Genomic DNA, 16,657 nt, shown 5'->3' with positions numbered 1-16,657 from the left:
TAGGAAATACTATGGTTAATGCATTGCGCACCTGCCAATGCAGAGGCATGAAGCGCCGTAACATTGGCCTGATGTTGCTAATTATTAGAGTCGATTGTTCACGAGTCGTTTCTCGTCATATTTGGCATCTGGCCTAACATGCCAGACTTCCCAAAATGGAACGTCTCAAGCTGGGCTCGCGGCGTTGAGCTGGACTTGATCGAGCTTGTATGCAAAGCATCATCTTTCGTGCTGGCGGCGTAAAGCTGACCTGAGAATGGGATGCTTGTGTCGTAGTTTTCAAACCACCTCCCCATCGCTTCCATTAACTCTTTATCTGATTTATCTACATGCGCCAAAAATGCGCTATGGTTTGCAAAGAGTCTTAAGTCATGGACTAAATTCGGGTTCTTTTCATCAGGAAATGCAGCGGCCATCAAGATCCCTGGGATTTTTTCATACCATAAATTACATACGCTCTGAAAAGAAGTCCCCAACTCTTTCATCTGGCCCGGTTTAACATAGCGCATTGTAAATCCGAATAATGCAGGGCCCTCTTCTCCTCCGCCATCTGCTTTAATAAAACCAGCCATACTTTTCTTAAAATCGTAACGCACACATGGAATATTCTGAGTCTCAGCAAGTGTATCCTTGTCCCAACCACCATACACAATCAGTGTATCAGGATCTTCTGCTGTACTTTTATAAGTAGCCCATAACGGTTCACTCTCAGTTGGTCGGCCCCAATCGTTAGCGAAAGCATTTGCACTCTTAACCCAGATAACATGCCAGTAAACCAATGGTTCTTCTTTATCAGGAAATGCAAAGATAGCCTTAACGTCTGGATTGCCCTCGTAGACAGACTTGGAAAACGCTTGATACTGGATCTTAAACTCTTCTAACATGTCATCCTTGATACGACGCTTGCCGTAAATGATGACTGGCGTTGTTTCAGCCGCCCCAGTAGGAGCCTTTGCTTCACCAAGCACCTGCGGAGCCGAGTTATCTATCTTTTCATTTTTTGCTAATTTCATATCTGCTCCAAGTAAAGCTTGCCTATTTTGATCAACTCAGAAAATTTAAATTTTCACTAATTAAATTAAAATTTCAGGTATAAAAAAACCCTCTGGCGATTTCGCTCAGAGGGTTTTTTTAAAGACGCAAAAAGCTACCCCCCGAAATTTATCGTGGTGGTAGTGGTCGTGTTAATTGCGTTTACATAAATTCGTTTCATATTTTATAATTAACAAATCTTTTATAACACAGCAAGCTTTCTTCAAAAAATGTACTTTATTTTTGAGTATAGCGGTAAGTCATGGGGCATGAAGTCTAATGGGACAAAAGCTTACGTTTAGTACTTCAAAAGCGTCCATAAAATTAAGCATAGTATTCGCTCGATGCCCCATAACTGAAGGTCTTTCACTGGCAGTTTTTTTTGATGTCTGATACTTCGTAAAGCGATTAGAAAATGTATCACAAGCTCGCATTAACAGTCTGCTAATGAGTTTCAACTCTAAATGATAGTGGGGCAAAGATGAGCTAAAACAGGCCGACATGACTTGATGTTGGGAAAAAGCACCTTAGATCTCCCAATTGACCGTAGTTATAAATGACAGTTTTTACTGAGATTCACGATTAAAGAGTGATTATCATAGCAAGCAGCTTCTAAACGAGCACGATAAGAAACTTTAATCTTTGTATCTAACTTCCCCGTATGTGTAGCCTGAGAGTGGCAACTATAAAAGTCAGAATGCAATTAAGTAACTCTTGACGAACTTCAAAGTTATTACCAAGAAACAATATAGGTCTTAACCTCAAAATAAGGGAAATTTGTTCTTTATGGGACTTGTCATTTAATACTAAGGCTTCATACACAATGCTTGAATCAATTCTACGGTCAACTAAATCACTTCGCCATCTTGTTTGATTAACCCGTTCAATTAGCACTCGTAAAAAATAGAAATTGACTATTATTCAATACCTTATAAAATCCCACCGACAGAGTTGAAACTAAACTCATATAAAGTAGCATAACAAACCGATTCATATATTTGTCAGAGGCTAAGATGAAAAAAATTATAATCGCAATCGGCTGTACAGCCATTATCGGTGGTGGTGCGTTCGTTGCCAATAACATGTTAATTAAGAATGCAGCAGAAACTGTGACTAGTGAAGTTGAAAGCTCACTAATTGGACTAAAAAACAAGTTCATTGATGTCCAACTCATCGATGTCGAAATCAACAATAACAACGTCAAGCAGGATTTCGCTATCTACATAAACAATGGTTCAAAAAGACTTCCTGAACCAATCTACCTCAAGCACACAGCAACGGTTGCGCCATTTGGGCTTAGCGTTGAAGGTAACTTTAGCCTCCCGAAGGATAAAGGACTAACCTCAACGTTAATCAAAGAGGTTGCGAGCTTAAATGAAAACATAAAATACAAATTCGATACCAACAATCAGTCTTTAGACTTACAAAGCAACTTCTCATTCGGAGAAATCAACGCAGGCCGTTCAAGTAGCTTCAAACTTGGTGATGTCGAGATTCTACTTAACGGCAACAAAGATGCCTTCACTACATCCACAAAAATTGACGGCATTAGAATCTCTAAACGAAGAGAACAGGTCTATCTAAACGGCATCGAGCTTAAAACAAATACCACCAACAATACTTATCATACTGAAATCATAGCCAATGATGGAGGCTACAACGATCGTTCTGGTGGAGTTAGCTTCAAAGACGCGAAGTTTGATTCAGCAATTACGATTGACGACAATACGAACCTGAAGCTTGATTGGAAAGTTAACTCACTAGACCTTCAATCTTCAAACATCACCCAGCTATCGAACAAACTTGGTTTAAGTGGTGAGATTAACGGAGTTAAAACTCAAGATCTTAGCAGCCTCATCGATTTGATTGAAAACAATCCTACAGAGGAAACAATTGAGGCAGCATTAAAATCCATAATAGGTAATGGGATCAAATTCGAGAACATCAATATCTTCGTTAATAACTCAAGTACAAATGGGCAACTTGAAATAATGCCTGCAAACTATAAAGGATTAACTAATCGAGAGTCAGGAAAGGCATTTGAGAAGTCCCTTAAAGTTGACTTCAATATCACTATCACGCCAAAGCTAGTTCAACTATTTGAAATCAACCAAAACGTATTGGACAGACTATGGAACGAGGAAGAGTCAGGTAACTATACAACTACGTTCAAGCAATCACTTGGGAAGCAGTTTATCAACGGGGTCAAAGCGAACTGATATTGAGTTCAAAGTTCTATTGCCGCCTTGTCATTTGAAAATGCTGGGCGGTATGAATATTCAACTAACGTTCCAGAGTACTTCATATCCACACCCATTGTGATACCTTTATGTATTCCACCTCATAAATTTGGTACAAGGGCTTCGAATCTATATATGCACGATACCTACGAGTTAGAATTCTAACCAACAACGGAGCAGCTGCAAATTAACTAGAAAGACTCACCTTAATCGAGAATTTACCCCGCACAATATAAGTAACGACTATCACTCCAACACCATTAAAGAAGCTCAAATCAGGTAAGGTGGGATGAATACTGGACACCAAGCCATTCCATACAACAACGAGGATGATTGAATTAAGAACGATATTGATGCTCATAACGAGTAGGCTCGTCATACCAAATGCAATCAACGCTTCTTTAATTTTCATCTTTGCCTCACTTCACATTTAGCTCGAACATACAAAACAGTGGACGCTTTCACCCCTCAGCTCGTCGCAACCCTTCTAAGCACTTCACCTGCTTCAACAGCTGTAGCCAAAAGTCATCAATCGTTTCACGTGCATCATCGTCATTAACGAATGAATACGAGAACTGAACCTTCGACGGTTTAAATCCATCACTGCAGGTTTGGTGTACACACAATTGAAATGCACATTGGAGGCTAAACAAGTCCGATTGCTTGGGGAGCGAATATATAACCCTTCTAGCCTCTTCATCTCGATAAAAAGCGACGGATAGAGCCAATACCAATGTGTAATGAGCTGACTTTGGCTGACATAAAGCCCGTACTCATGCATCACCAGCGTTAAATCGAAACCAGTAGGTACTCTTAGTTCATGCTCAAGATTTAAAATATTGGGTATATCCATACTAGCCCTCCATCAATTTGCTATTTTTCAAATCGGAGCAATACTGTATATAAACACAGTATAGATCTAATTTCTGAGGTTGGAGTCAAATGGCTAGATATCACAACCACCAAATCAAATTAACACCAAAATATATTGAGGCGATTCACGAACTGTTAGAAGCCGAACTCGAGATGATGCAAGAGCAAGATAAAGACTACAGCGACTGCTGGTCTTGGGGCATCTGCACCATCGGCAACTTTTCAAAACCAAACCATCTTTATCTTACATTTGGTGATGAAGAATCGAGGCCGAAAGGTATGAGTAGAAATACCTGCGTTCGGGAAGGTGGTTAACAGCACCAATCTAAGGTAACTCTAGATAATCTAACCCAATACGACCGCCATAATTAAGCGTGGCTCTCACATGAAACATATAGTGCTAAACCGAATTAAAACCCCTGACGAGACAATCTTGACTAGCCGACATCGTCACGATTATGTCACTTACGTTGATAAGAATGGAGAGACCTATATGGTGGACGGGGGGACGGATGAGCTACGACGCAACGTTAATACTGAGCCATTTGAGGAGCTATCCATCTACTCTGATGCGCCTCATTATGAAGTTAGGCAAGGTTTCTTTTGGGGAACACGAGGTAAAGACGGTAATCAACCTGTCGAATTCAAGCCTCTAAAAAATCTTGATACCGATCATATTGAGGCCATTATTCAGACACAAAAAAATCAGCCTCGCTGGAGGATTGAAATATTCAAAGCGGAATTGGCATTTCGCAAGAAAAGCAGTTAAACATGGTAACCAAGTTAAAAATTTGAGGTGCCTCAATTGCCTGATATTACTAATCAAGACCATCTGTCATCAGAACTTGAGGCGATCAACATTCGTCTGCGGCAACTTGATGCTGAAAAGCAAAAACTATTAGCTCATAAACAAGAGTTGTTAAAACAACAAAATCTACCGCCACCAACCCCTTCAATGACTCCTGAACAAAAGATCGCAATTTTTGCCGGCCTGTTTAAAGGAAGAGCTGATATTTATGCGATACGATGGGAAAACGGCACGGGTCGAAATGGCTACTCATTAGCATGTGATAACGAATGGAAAAACGGAGTATGTGCAAAACCCAAGGTGAAGTGTGGAGAATGTCCAAACCAGCAATTTAAGCCCATCACCAATCAAACACTTTACGATCATCTCTCCGGAAAAATAGTCGTAGGACTTTACCCTCTTTGTAAAGACAGTCGCTCTCATCTCCTTGCTATCGATTTTGATAAATCCGATTGGCAAGAGTCCATTCAAGCAACATCTAAAGCATGTTTAGCTTATGATATTCCTCATGCCATTGAGATTTCCCGCTCAGGAAATGGCGCACATTTGTGGGTATTTTTCTCTGAACCCATATCGGCAAAAACGATCCGCCAACTTGGCTTCTTGATACTCGATAAAGCCATGGAAATTCAACCATCGCTTTCTTTTGATTCTTACGACAGATTGTTTCCAAACCAAGATGTGATGCCTGAAGGAGGGTTTGGTAACCTGATAGCACTCCCTCTACAACTAAAACCCAGAAACCATGGCTTCAGCGTGTTTGTGGATGAAAATTTGAACCCCCAACTCGATCAGTGGGACTTCTTATCAAAAATCAGACGTTTTTCACAACAGCAAGTACTCAAACTCGTGGAGTCATACCAATCAACCACTAAGGAAACATTTGAACTAACTGAACCATGGGACACAAATAAGCCTATTACCCATAGCGTAATTCCTAACTGCCCTGACTCCATAGAAGTGACATTAGCAAATCATATTTATATACCAACCGAACCACTACCTTCTCCAGTAATCACCAACCTAAAGCGAGTCGCGAGTTTTTCAAATCCAACATTCTTTAAAACACAAGCAATGCGATTTTCTACACATGGTATACCTCGCTATATCAGTTGTGCTCATATTGAAAAAGGCTATTTGTCCCTTCCTAGAGGGTGCTTTGATGAAGTTCGAACCCTACTAGATAGCCAAAAGATCAATATCATCTTCAATGAAAAAAGAACCGCCGGACAGCTACTAGGCCACATCAAATTCCTAGGCTCACTCAGAGAAGATCAGCAAACTGCCGTTGATACCATGGCATCTCATGATACTGGAATTTTGCACGCTCCAACGGCTTTCGGAAAAACTGTTGCCGCAATTGGTTTAATCGCAAAACGAAAAGTAAATACACTCATTTTAACCCACAGCAGACAACTGTTAGACCAATGGAAAGATCGTATCCTCTCATTTACATCAGGTATTGATGTCGGCGTGTATGGCGGAGGTAAGAAAAAGCCAACAGGACAGATCGATATTGCTACCTATCAAAGTCTAATTAACAAACTCGATAACACCATATCAGAACTAACCCACCAATATGGCCAAGTGATCATCGATGAGTGTCATCACATTTCAGCACCAAACTATGAGATGGTTATCAATGAAGTAAATGCTAAATACGTACATGGACTAACAGCTACACCAGATAGGCAAGATGGACATCAAAAGATCATGTTTATGCTAGCTGGCCCAGTAAGGCATAAGGTCATTTCAAGCCATAGCAATTCCTTTACTCAAACCGTCCACATAAAACATGTACACAACCAACCACCGCTTGAGCTCAGTGAAATAGAAAAACGACCTCACATCGCTTCCGTCTATCACTGGATTATGGAGAATCATGAGAGAAACCAACAGATCATAAATGATGTGACTGCAGCAATTAAATCTGGTCGCAACCCACTACTTCTGACAGAACGAAGGGAGCATGCCAAATTACTCTTAAAACTATTAGAGGCCCAAAAATTAAGCGCTGTAGTGCTTCGAGGAGCGATGAAAGCCAAAGAGCGAGAAGACGCAAATAAGAAATTACAAGATGCTCAAGTAATCGTCGCAACAGGTAAATACATAGGTGAAGGCTTCGACCTTCCTCGCCTCGATACATTATTTCTCACTATGCCAATTTCCTGGCGAGGATCACTTGCCCAATATGCAGGCCGTATTCATCGGCAATCAGATGGTAAACACGACACGGTTATCTATGATTACGTGGATATCAAGTTACCAATGCTACAAAGAATGTTTGATAAAAGAGCCAAAAGCTACAAAACCATGGGATATCAGGTTGCCACTCCAAAAGGGTAAAACGATACAACTCCTCCCAAACAAACCAGAGGACAAATTTCAATGGAATTCTCCTTTAACTCTGTTTTTTGTCCTTAAAGCTGTCCCATAACGTCACTTTTGTCCTTTAACCTGGGGGGCGATGTCTCATTAAAGACCTGTTGATAAAAGTAGAATAAGCGAAACAAAGATGTGGCGATGATGATAAGGAGAACGCTCTTGAATTAGATAAAAGCGCAGAGGTGCAAAGTATAGGAAAAGCAGACAAATTCATCGCATAAGCAGTCAGCTCAGCTAACTCATTTCTTATTTGTGGGCTCAAACTGTATCAGCACGCTTGAACTCGTGCTCAGCGATGAATCTATCGTTGCCCATTGATGACTAGGATGTAGAAGAAGTTGCGATGCACTCTCTGTGTGATCTGAGCGCTAAGATTAAACAGAAAGCAGAGTCATTTATTGAGCTCAATGCAATCCGATTATATGCACATCAAGAAGCAGAGTGAGCCAGGCAGGCTCTTACATAAGAAAATCCTTAATCCACTGTTATGTAGAAAATGACTGATTAGTCTAGTGATATGCAGGCAAAAGTCCCTGTTTCCGCACTTATTCCCCCATAAATGTGTGTAGTAATTACTCCAGTGTGCAGGAAAGATATCTACCTATGCTTACATGCGATCGCATGTAAAACCGATTCTACATGCTCTAGCATGTAAGGCCGATCACTGAAAACCTCCTCACCTTCAAATTGAACAGATCCAACACCACAGACAAAGCTAACATAAATGTCCCCCTGAAGTGTGTGATTGCTAGCTAGGTACCTCCTGTAAATCGGTCAACCACAAAGAAGAAACTAGCAAATGTAAGGGAACTAAAGGCTCTCCACCGTTCGTCACCCCATATCAGATGGTTTTAGCGATTCAGATTAACTTATGATGATGAATGTCATTTATACTGGGCATGCAAGTACAGTAAAATACACACCAAAGGATCACTAACTACCTAGCCGACTCTCGCCAATGTTGCTTGATAAAAAATACAACAAACTTTTACCGACCGAAAAATACCTCCTAGATGAGGTTATATTGTTAAATGCTTGGAAAAAATCCCATCAACACATCAGAGGGATCAATTGGTATGTTGATTTCCTTGATTTAGACAAATCAGCTATAGAACTAGATTTAAGAATCAGTGCTATCTCCTCAGCTTTGAAATCCCAAAAATTGAAGCTTTCACCTCTTAAACTTATACCTGCACCAAAATCTAATGCTTGGGAGTTCGTAGAGTTAACCTCAGACAGCGATTTTGACTTTGGTGGCACATCATTACATTGGTTACCAAAACCAAAGAAAAAAAAAGACGAAAGCTTTGAGGCTTTATGTCAACCAATGCGCCCATTAGCGCATGTATCTATCGATGACCAAACACTATTTACGGCATTTATGATGCTGCTCGCCAATAGAGTTGAGAGCATGCAAGGCGACCCATCAACTGACTTCGATGAGGTTCATGAGAAAAAAGTAATCAACTACGGCAATAGACTACATTGCACATACCATGATGGCGAAGCAGCTTACTCGTGGGGCAACAGCAATACTTACAGCAAGTTTTTTAAAGACTATCAGCAGTTTTTGGCTAGACCAATACACTTTGGTAGAGAGGCTAAACGAGTAAAAACAAGTGAGGAGCAGATATACGAAGTTCATCTAGACTTTGCAAAGTTTTATGATTCGGTTGAAAGACCGCTGCTCATTGAGACAATTTCTAAGCTTGTTAAAGATATGACTGGTGCTGAACCTGACGACTGTATTAAACATGTCTTAGACAAGTTCCAAAATTGGAGATGGACAATTAAATCAAAGCAGTTGTACAAAGACGTCTGTCGTAATGAAGATATACCAATCCTAAAAAACAAAAAAGGCATTCCTCAAGGTTTGGTTGCTGGCGGTTTCTTAGCAAACATCTACATGCTTGATTTTGATAAACATGTTTCTCAACTGATTGGTAAACCTCTAACAGAGGATTGTGACGTTATGCTAGTAGACGCATGCCGTTACGTAGATGATCTTAGATTGATTGTAAAAGCCAAGAAACACGTTCGTTCAGAGAAAGAACTCGCAAAACTAATCACCTCGACATTTGAGCCTTATACTAAAAAGTTAAATCTTACTCTTCAGGAATCTAAAACCAAGGTCAAGATTTTCAGCTCAAAAGAAGGTGCCGTATCTGCCAAGCTAGCAGATATCCAAGGTAAAATAAGCGGCCCAATGCCTTTACATGAACTAGATGAGCAATTGGGGCACCTTGAAGGCTTAATTGAACTTTCTGATAACCTAAGCACAGAAAGCCTCGACGAAGAGAAAATAGATTTCGATTTTACTAGTGAATTAGCCTTTATTGATAAAACATTTAACGATGTTCGAAAAGACACGCTCCTGCGTTTCACTGCTAACAAAATACATAACTTGTTAGGTCAAAAGCGCAACATGATCGCGCAGGAAGTTAATGATGAAGGAAAAGCTATCCCTGGGAGCTGGGATTACTTACAGGAGAGAATGGCGCGCAAACTAGTATCTAGATGGACAAAAGATCCATCCCTTTTGCTCCTTATGAAAAAAGGCTTAGAGCTGTTTCCACACGTTCAGCTATTACGTCCAATACTTTCGAATTTGGAAGAAGTGCGTCAGCGTGATGATAAAGAGTTGGTTCTATTTGCCGAGTACTGTTTGAGTGAGATACTGCGTCATTCTGCAACAGCTATCCATACAAAAGATAGATGGGCTTTTCCTGCTCACTCAGACCCTAAAGGTTATTTTGAGTATCTAGAAAACTATGCTTCCTCTAAGCTATTTGAGCTCGACAATCTAAACGAAGCACTTACAGAACAAATCCTTTTTTTCTGCTTGATACGAAACGACTCTGCACTAAAAGAAGAATTAAACGACAAGACATTTAACGTCATTACACAATTACTAAATGGCTTCCGAAACATTGACATCGTTCTTCCAGAAAATGAGTTCTCCACAGCAGTTTTATTAGCTCATCAAATTTCACTAGATAAACCTAAAGTGATCCGCTCCGTAGTAAGTGCTTTAGAAGCAATCTACAACACAGCCCCTCCAAGACAAAGTAGACGTCGAGTAACAAGAATCAGAGCCCAAAAACTCAATCAGCAAAACCTAGCTAATATAGGGAAAACTATTATGTTAGGTGAACCTAAGTTTTTTGAGGCTCTGTATTCAACATCAAAAAAACAAGGGCTTAGTTGGACTAAAAAAGCTAGTGAGCTGGCTAGTTACCTGGGGCTTACTGATCATGCCAAAGTACGTGGAGAGTTATCAAATTACAATGATAAAAAAATCTCGTTATTGTCAGTTTTGAGATCAAATCACAATCCATTCAAGCATGAAAATGGCATTCTTAAACTTCTTCTTGCAACACTACGCAAACTAGATAAGCTAAAATTTTCAGAGCCCATCGATATAGCTAATTCCACTGTCGAATGTTCAGATTGGAAAGCTCTGTTGCGCCTTGAGTCTTCATGCGAACTAAATATAGAGCCTAAGTACTTTACTGAACCAAACAAACTCTTTCATGCGCCACCAAAATGGCTAACCGATGAGCACAAGCCACTCTATTACATAGGCATGTTCATTCGAAGCTGTCTCCTAGGCTCGGTAGATTGGAGTGGCAGTTCAATCCAAAATCAAGATCGTCCTGCTTACCGAGGGATTAGATCCAATATGTTAAAGCGTCAAATCGGAATGATGCACTCCCCCGAAGCATTTGGTGAAAGCAAATCTCCAATGAGTGACTGGTTATCATCTCTTTTATTTAAGCTGTTGCAATGGCCTGGTGTTGATAGTTCAAGTAATAATTATGACTGGCCAAACGAATGGAACTTGCTAGAGTTAGAAAAATGCATAAAGAGTCGGTTAGAAGCCCAATCAAAGGGCTTTTGCCATCTGTCGAATATACCTACGTACGTCGAAAAGGTCAGCCTAAATTGGTCTAAAGATAAGCAACACCTTAATGTAATCATGGTGCAACCACTCTTACCATTGGTAGACGATTTTGGTCAATATGGACTGAAACTTGATACACCTAAATATCGTGCAAAGCATAGGCGTCATGTTGCTTCAGTATCAGAGCTAATACTGCACAATATCGCTAGTGTAGATAGCGTAAATGAAAAACCAATGCTAAAGGGCAAAGTAGACTTAATCATATGGCCTGAGCTATCTGTATCGCCCGACGATCTGGATATTCTTGAGAGGTTGTCTGATAAAACGGGAGCTATTGTCTTTGCAGGCATAGGATTTAGCCATATTAACAGTAGTCACGAACTTAATAACTCTGCTATATGGATAATTCCCAATCAGAAAAACTCTGGCCGACGATTTATAAAACGCTTACAAGGTAAATGGAATATGACTGCAGGCGAAAAAGGTTACATAACCCCTTGGCGTCCTTACCAGCTCATCGTTGAACTTTTGCATCCTGCATACACAAATCAAGAAGGATTCAAACTCACTGGGTCAATTTGCTATGACGCTACAGATATTGAACTCAGCGCAGATCTAAAAGAGAAATCAAACGCCTATATCATTTCAGCTATGAATAAAGATATCGCAACCTTTGACAGCATGGTTGATGCACTATTTTACCATATGTATCAACACGTCGTATTGGTTAACAGTGGTGAGTTTGGCGGTTCAGTAGCGAAGGCCCCATACAAAGAGAGATTCCATAAACTCATTACTCATGCTCATGGTTCTCATCAAGTATCAATTTCGAGCTTCGAGATGAATATGTTTGATTTTAGAAGCAGTGGGTCATCAATGAAGTCCAATAAACCAGTTAAAACCCCACCAGCAGGAAATAGTAAATGATTTGTTTAGATACCAACATCGCTCAACTACTAACCTTCGACTTTTGGGATAAACGAGCCGATATCTTCATGATGACCATAGCAGGTATAGCTTTGGCATTTACTGTTGCTCAATTACGTTCTGGTCGTAGAGAATCTCGACGAGCTACGGCCTATTCAGCTTATCAAGAATATCTGAAACTGTGCTTTGAGAATCCTGACTTCGCCTATGGTGACCAAAGTACTATAAAGAAAAATGGTAAGACCAACCCTAAATACCCTTGGTTTGTTTCGCAAATGTTATTTACTTTCGAACAAGTATTAGAAAGTGACAAGTCTGATAATGAGTGGAAAACTGCTATTAAATCTCAGCTCAAAATGCACAAATGGTATCTGAAAACTTCAAACTCTATTGAACGCCCAGAGTGGAGACCTGAATTGATGGCAGTTTTAAATGAAGCCCTTAAAGATACAAGAGAGCAGCACCAAGAAGAAAGGCTGACAACAACAGAGCAAGTGACAGATTAACCATCATGAAGAGTCAGTCACAAGGGCTGGCTCTTTGATGTAGGATCATACACAAAGGACTTTATTACCAAAATCAAAAATCAGGTAGAACTATCCATTGAGTTTCAACGAATGCTTTTGGTAAATCAGCTCTTCCTTCGTGAGGTTATTGGTGCTAGCTCTCAGGTGTTTAGCTTAGAGCTATATTGATTAACTCAATACACACTCAGATATTGATGCAGATATGCACCCAAATTTAATTGAAGCACTTAATGAGTTTCAGAAGCCAAGTTTGAAATTATACGAGAACAGGATAAAAAGCACCCCAGAATTCGCTCTGGGGTACAGAATATAGTTAAATTAACTTATCGCCTTCGGTTGCCCAACGGTAACGTATAAAATCATCAAATTGTGGTTCATCAGCATGCTCGAGTACAATCACTTGTGGTCTAAATCTAACTTTAGGATCTCTTTCCAATTCATCTAAAAACTCTTTAATAACCTGAAAAATATTAATCACTTGTTTAATATTCTCATCCAAACGCTCCTCACCCATAAGCTCTTGCTTATTATTTGAAGAGAATCGATGTGTAACTTTTGGAAAGTATACCTGGCTAGGCTGATCTAAAAACAACATTGCTGGAATTACAGCTTCTGATTTGGCAATTAATTTAAGTAGTGATAAAAACACAGCTAAATGACAAGCTAGCCAGTTTGCGCCACTTCCCATTTCAGAGAGCCTGATTTCCTGTTTGTTGCAGTAATAATAAAATGAAAAATCTTCAGTTTTAAACTTCATTTCACCATCACGTAAATCTTCTTCAAAATCTAGCTTATTTTTAAGCTCATTCATGGTTTCATTCATCAAAGCATTGGCCTCTATAAACTTATGCTCTAAACCATACCCTCTCAGTGCAGCTAAATTAAATTCTAACTCGGCCTTCATATCCTCTAGATTTGTAGATTTTTGTTCTTGCTTTTGAACATCGACTACGAATTCTAAAGTTGTTTCTACTCGTCCTTTAATCTGATTTAACACATCTCTAACGGCAAGATCATTCTTAACATTATATAATTTATTGAGCTGTCTAATTTCTTTCTCAATTCCTGCAACCTTGAGCTTTTGCTGGTCACGCTTAAGTAACTGTGAGTTTAAAGATTTTGAGCTGTCTTTCTTATAAACCCCTACTTTAGAAAGCTCTTGCAGTAGTGATTCCCTTGAGTGATGGGCAGCCTCTACCCTTGAGCCTACACGCTCAACTACAGAACTACATACAGGACAACTTACAGAAGCCGCTACATCCCTTTCATTTTTTGAAAGCTCAATTAACTGATTCATTGAATGAGCATAATCGGATGATTCTTGATCATTAGCTTCTATAAGGTCTATTAACTGGTTGTATTCATACAGTAAGCGTAACTCTGTATTCTTCTTTCTCTCAAGTACCATCAATTGGGTTTTAAAATCCACATTTTGCTCTGCATTAACTGGCACTGCAGGCAAATTATTAGCAATTTCTTTCAACCTAGTTAGCGAAGCATCACTTTCAGTGAAGCGTAAGTTCAACACATTATAATATTGTTGAATAGGTGTCAGGAGTTTATTTTTTTGTTCTTGAACCGTTAACTTTAACTTTCTTTCTTCTTTCTCTATTTTTTTTATGTTTTTATCTAATTTGTCAGCTCTTTTCTTTAAACGATAGTATTTATTGTCTACCCATCCCATAAAAATTGGAAACTGATCAATTACTGATTTTCCTTTCAAAAAGTCATCAAATCTATAGAAAAGACTATGCTTATTGGCCACTAAATTCTGGTGCTGAAAGAATAATGATGTCGCATTTCTTATAGAAACCTTTCCTTTATTCCTTCCATGTTCATCATCTTCAGGTAAAGAAGTATCATCAACAGAAAGTCCTAAATGCTCTTCAAAGTCTTGTTGAACCTCCTGCCGTGTTCTTGGTTTTATCGCTGAAAAATAATCAAAATCAACTGAAGCCATTGCATCAAAATCACTATCGTATTCCACAGAAAAATAACACTTTGTTGGCTTACTTTTTGATCTTCCTAGTATTATAGTTTTCTCGTCATATTTAAAAACAGAACAGAATATTTCTGTAAAATCTGTAACCTTGCCCACAGGAACCGTCGACCGCTTCGAAAATAGGCAGTAGTCTACAATTTCAATAAGGGCACTTTTGCCCGTTTTAGAGTCACCAGTAATAACATTTAGGCCTTGAGAGAATCTCAATGATCTTTTTTCTTTATTACTCGCTATCAAAATTATATTTTTAAGAAAAGATTTCATATATTTTTCACCTTAGCTTTAAGAAATACATTCACATATCCCTCCTTCGCAAATATAGAACCTAAATTGTAAGCCGCCTTTAGGTATTCAGATTTAATATCATTGCTTGAGCTTATATCTTCAATCTCACAATGTATATTAAAATAATCATCAACTGATATATGACAAATCGAATTCAAATATATCAAGCCGTCATTTGTAACTTTTTTTGAGTATTTTACCCTGTCATTTATATAAAATAACTTCTCTTTTAAATTTAATTTTTTATCTAGAAAAGCAGTCTTAAATGTACTGTTAACATTTGAGGATTTAAGTTTAGCTCTAAACTCCTCTTCCATTATAAAGGGAAGCACCAAATATATTAATTCTAGTTTAACTCCACGTTCTTCAACTCTTTTCGAACCCATACAGAAATGATATAAAATTTCTGAAACTAACATTGGTGAATACTTAATATTACGAATATCTTCAGGATTCATCAATCGAAATCCTCAACTTTATACTTCCACGTATACTTTGATTTATTAATAGCCTCATGAGATTTCCCTCTCATAAAATACGCTTTGGTATCTGACACATCAGGAATACCCAAAACATCACTATTGTGAAATTTAAAGTATGCCTCTCTAGAAGCCTTACTAGAAACGCTTGTTCCAATATCTTCCGATTCAATTTCATAAGACAGTTGGCTCTTATACCCTTCCGCTTTTGTTATAACATCATCCAAATATTGTTCAATCACCTCGGGCATAATATCCGGTTTAAAATCAACAAGCTTCTCTTCACTATTCTTAGTTTGAAAATATTCATTGAGAGCCATTCCTCGATCTTGTCCCCGAATGCCAATATCCTTATATTCATCTAAAAACCTGAATGTATCCGAGTTATCAGGCTTGTGTTGAATATCATGCTTTGGAAAAGGGATTTTATTTCCACCATACCTATTTACTTGATATTGAAATGCATCATCAAAATCATTAATATTAATTTTCCAACATTTCCTATTATCTATAGCACGTTTATTTACGTAAGAATAGATCCAGTGAAGTACATCCTCTCGATATTGCTCTAATAAACAACGTAGCTTTCTATTACCAATCAGACATTCCCATTGCTGATCTATTGGCAACCTTGAGCATTCAATAGTAAATTTAGATAGAATACTTTTTATCTCTTCGCTTGATGCTTCTTTGAAAATTTTATCATAATTGCTCTTCGTTGTATCACAAGGCTCATAAGAATTTATTTTTTCAAATCGCTCTTCAACGCATAATTCATTCCAATTATGAAAAATTGAGTTCTCTGGTATTGTTGAAGTTGTATGCAATACCACTTTTTCAAATTGCAAAGAGTCCTCTACCACCAAGTTCTTTAATGTATTCCAGAAATCTTTTGAATTACTAGTTAGATTATGATGCCCAAAATGGTGCTTTACTTCAGTAAATGTGTGCCCATTATAAACATCTCCAAAGCACTCTATCCAAATAGTTTCATTCGGTTGAGCTTCAAAGCATTTTTCAATAGCAATTAGTACTTGATAAACATATCCAAGGTATTTAGGCGTCGCATTATTTGAAAAACCATCAGTCATTATTTTCGCTATCCTTTAACGTAAAGCTTGAGACCCAAAACTATAAGCTTCTCTCTACCCATCCAAATAGTCATAATCTAGGTAGTGGCTTTGCACTAATCTGC

The 16,657-nt window shown here is 38.6% G+C and carries 11 protein-coding genes; 6 read left to right on the top strand and 5 right to left on the bottom strand.

The window, feature by feature from the left end; translation table 11 throughout:
• Positions 1–98 precede the first annotated feature (98 nt).
• A complete protein-coding gene (locus OCU87_RS07800; RefSeq protein WP_261858185.1) occupies positions 99–1,013 on the bottom strand; it encodes a hypothetical protein in 915 nt (304 codons plus the stop codon).
• 1,032 nt (positions 1,014–2,045) lie between these two features.
• Between OCU87_RS07800 and OCU87_RS07795 the strand changes: the two genes are divergently transcribed.
• Entirely contained in the window at positions 2,046–3,251 is a 1,206-nt protein-coding gene (locus OCU87_RS07795; protein ID WP_261858184.1) for a hypothetical protein, read from the top strand.
• Between the two features lie 208 nt (positions 3,252–3,459).
• Here the strand turns inward: OCU87_RS07795 and OCU87_RS07790 are convergent, their stop codons facing one another.
• The gene (locus OCU87_RS07790) at positions 3,460–3,684 is read right to left on the bottom strand and encodes a hypothetical protein (RefSeq protein ID WP_261858183.1); all 225 of its coding nucleotides are present in this window, start codon (positions 3,682–3,684) and stop codon (positions 3,460–3,462) included.
• Positions 3,685–4,214: 530 nt separating this feature from the next.
• On the opposite strand from OCU87_RS07790, the gene OCU87_RS07785 reads away from it, so the two are divergent.
• The 5 genes from OCU87_RS07785 (at position 4,215) to OCU87_RS07765 (ending at position 12,675) form a co-directional block, all read left to right on the top strand.
• Positions 4,215–4,460: a hypothetical protein gene (locus OCU87_RS07785; RefSeq protein WP_261858182.1), complete on the top strand. Its 246-nt coding sequence runs from the start codon at positions 4,215–4,217 to the stop codon at positions 4,458–4,460.
• A 118-nt stretch (positions 4,461–4,578) separates the two neighbouring features.
• A complete protein-coding gene (locus OCU87_RS07780) occupies positions 4,579–4,914 on the top strand; it encodes a hypothetical protein (protein WP_261858181.1) in 336 nt (111 codons plus the stop codon).
• Positions 4,915–4,950: 36 nt separating this feature from the next.
• Positions 4,951–7,299, top strand: a complete 2,349-nt coding sequence (locus tag OCU87_RS07775; protein WP_261858180.1) for a TOTE conflict system archaeo-eukaryotic primase domain-containing protein — start codon at positions 4,951–4,953, stop codon at positions 7,297–7,299.
• Positions 7,300–8,296: 997 nt separating this feature from the next.
• A complete protein-coding gene (locus OCU87_RS07770) occupies positions 8,297–12,169 on the top strand; it encodes a reverse transcriptase domain-containing protein (RefSeq protein WP_261858179.1) in 3,873 nt (1,290 codons plus the stop codon).
• Complete coding sequence (locus OCU87_RS07765; RefSeq protein ID WP_261858178.1) at positions 12,166–12,675, top strand: hypothetical protein; 510 nt, start codon at positions 12,166–12,168, stop codon at positions 12,673–12,675. The genes OCU87_RS07770 and OCU87_RS07765 overlap by 4 nt, the downstream gene beginning before the upstream one ends.
• 334 nt (positions 12,676–13,009) lie before the next feature.
• On the opposite strand, the gene OCU87_RS07760 is transcribed toward OCU87_RS07765, so the two are convergent.
• Genes OCU87_RS07760 through OCU87_RS07750 form a run of 3 tightly spaced genes read right to left on the bottom strand, consistent with a single transcriptional unit; the run spans position 13,010 to position 16,553 of the window.
• On the bottom strand, positions 13,010–14,962 hold the full coding sequence (locus tag OCU87_RS07760) for a DUF3732 domain-containing protein (RefSeq protein ID WP_261858177.1): 1,953 nt from the start codon (positions 14,960–14,962) through the stop codon (positions 13,010–13,012).
• Entirely contained in the window at positions 14,959–15,441 is a 483-nt protein-coding gene (locus OCU87_RS07755) for a three component ABC system middle component (RefSeq protein WP_261858176.1), read from the bottom strand. The genes OCU87_RS07760 and OCU87_RS07755 overlap by 4 nt, the downstream gene beginning before the upstream one ends.
• Positions 15,441–16,553, bottom strand: coding sequence for a hypothetical protein (locus OCU87_RS07750; RefSeq protein ID WP_261858175.1), 1,113 nt, complete (start codon positions 16,551–16,553; stop codon positions 15,441–15,443). Before OCU87_RS07750 ends, OCU87_RS07755 begins: the two co-directional genes overlap by 1 nt.
• Between the last annotated feature and the right edge of the window lie 104 nt (positions 16,554–16,657).

Origin of the sequence: Photobacterium sanguinicancri, assembly GCF_024346675.1 — a bacterium.
GTDB classification, from domain to species: Bacteria; Pseudomonadota; Gammaproteobacteria; order Enterobacterales; family Vibrionaceae; genus Photobacterium; species Photobacterium sanguinicancri.
This window is presented reverse-complemented; position numbering and strand designations above follow the sequence as displayed.

What these genes read in the sequence shown, in the direction of transcription:
- OCU87_RS07800 (WP_261858185.1), bottom strand. Translation starts at nt 1,013, where the DNA reads ATGAAATTAGCAAAAAATGAAAAGATAGATAACTCGGCTCCGCAGGTG.
- OCU87_RS07795 (WP_261858184.1), top strand. Translation starts at nt 2,046, where the DNA reads ATGAAAAAAATTATAATCGCAATCGGCTGTACAGCCATTATCGGTGGT.
- OCU87_RS07790 (WP_261858183.1), bottom strand. Translation starts at nt 3,684, where the DNA reads ATGAAAATTAAAGAAGCGTTGATTGCATTTGGTATGACGAGCCTACTC.
- OCU87_RS07785 (WP_261858182.1), top strand. Translation starts at nt 4,215, where the DNA reads ATGGCTAGATATCACAACCACCAAATCAAATTAACACCAAAATATATT.
- OCU87_RS07770 (WP_261858179.1), top strand. Translation starts at nt 8,297, where the DNA reads ATGTTGCTTGATAAAAAATACAACAAACTTTTACCGACCGAAAAATAC.
- OCU87_RS07765 (WP_261858178.1), top strand. Translation starts at nt 12,166, where the DNA reads ATGATTTGTTTAGATACCAACATCGCTCAACTACTAACCTTCGACTTT.
- OCU87_RS07760 (WP_261858177.1), bottom strand. Translation starts at nt 14,962, where the DNA reads ATGAAATCTTTTCTTAAAAATATAATTTTGATAGCGAGTAATAAAGAA.
- OCU87_RS07755 (WP_261858176.1), bottom strand. Translation starts at nt 15,441, where the DNA reads ATGAATCCTGAAGATATTCGTAATATTAAGTATTCACCAATGTTAGTT.
- OCU87_RS07750 (WP_261858175.1), bottom strand. Translation starts at nt 16,553, where the DNA reads ATGACTGATGGTTTTTCAAATAATGCGACGCCTAAATACCTTGGATAT.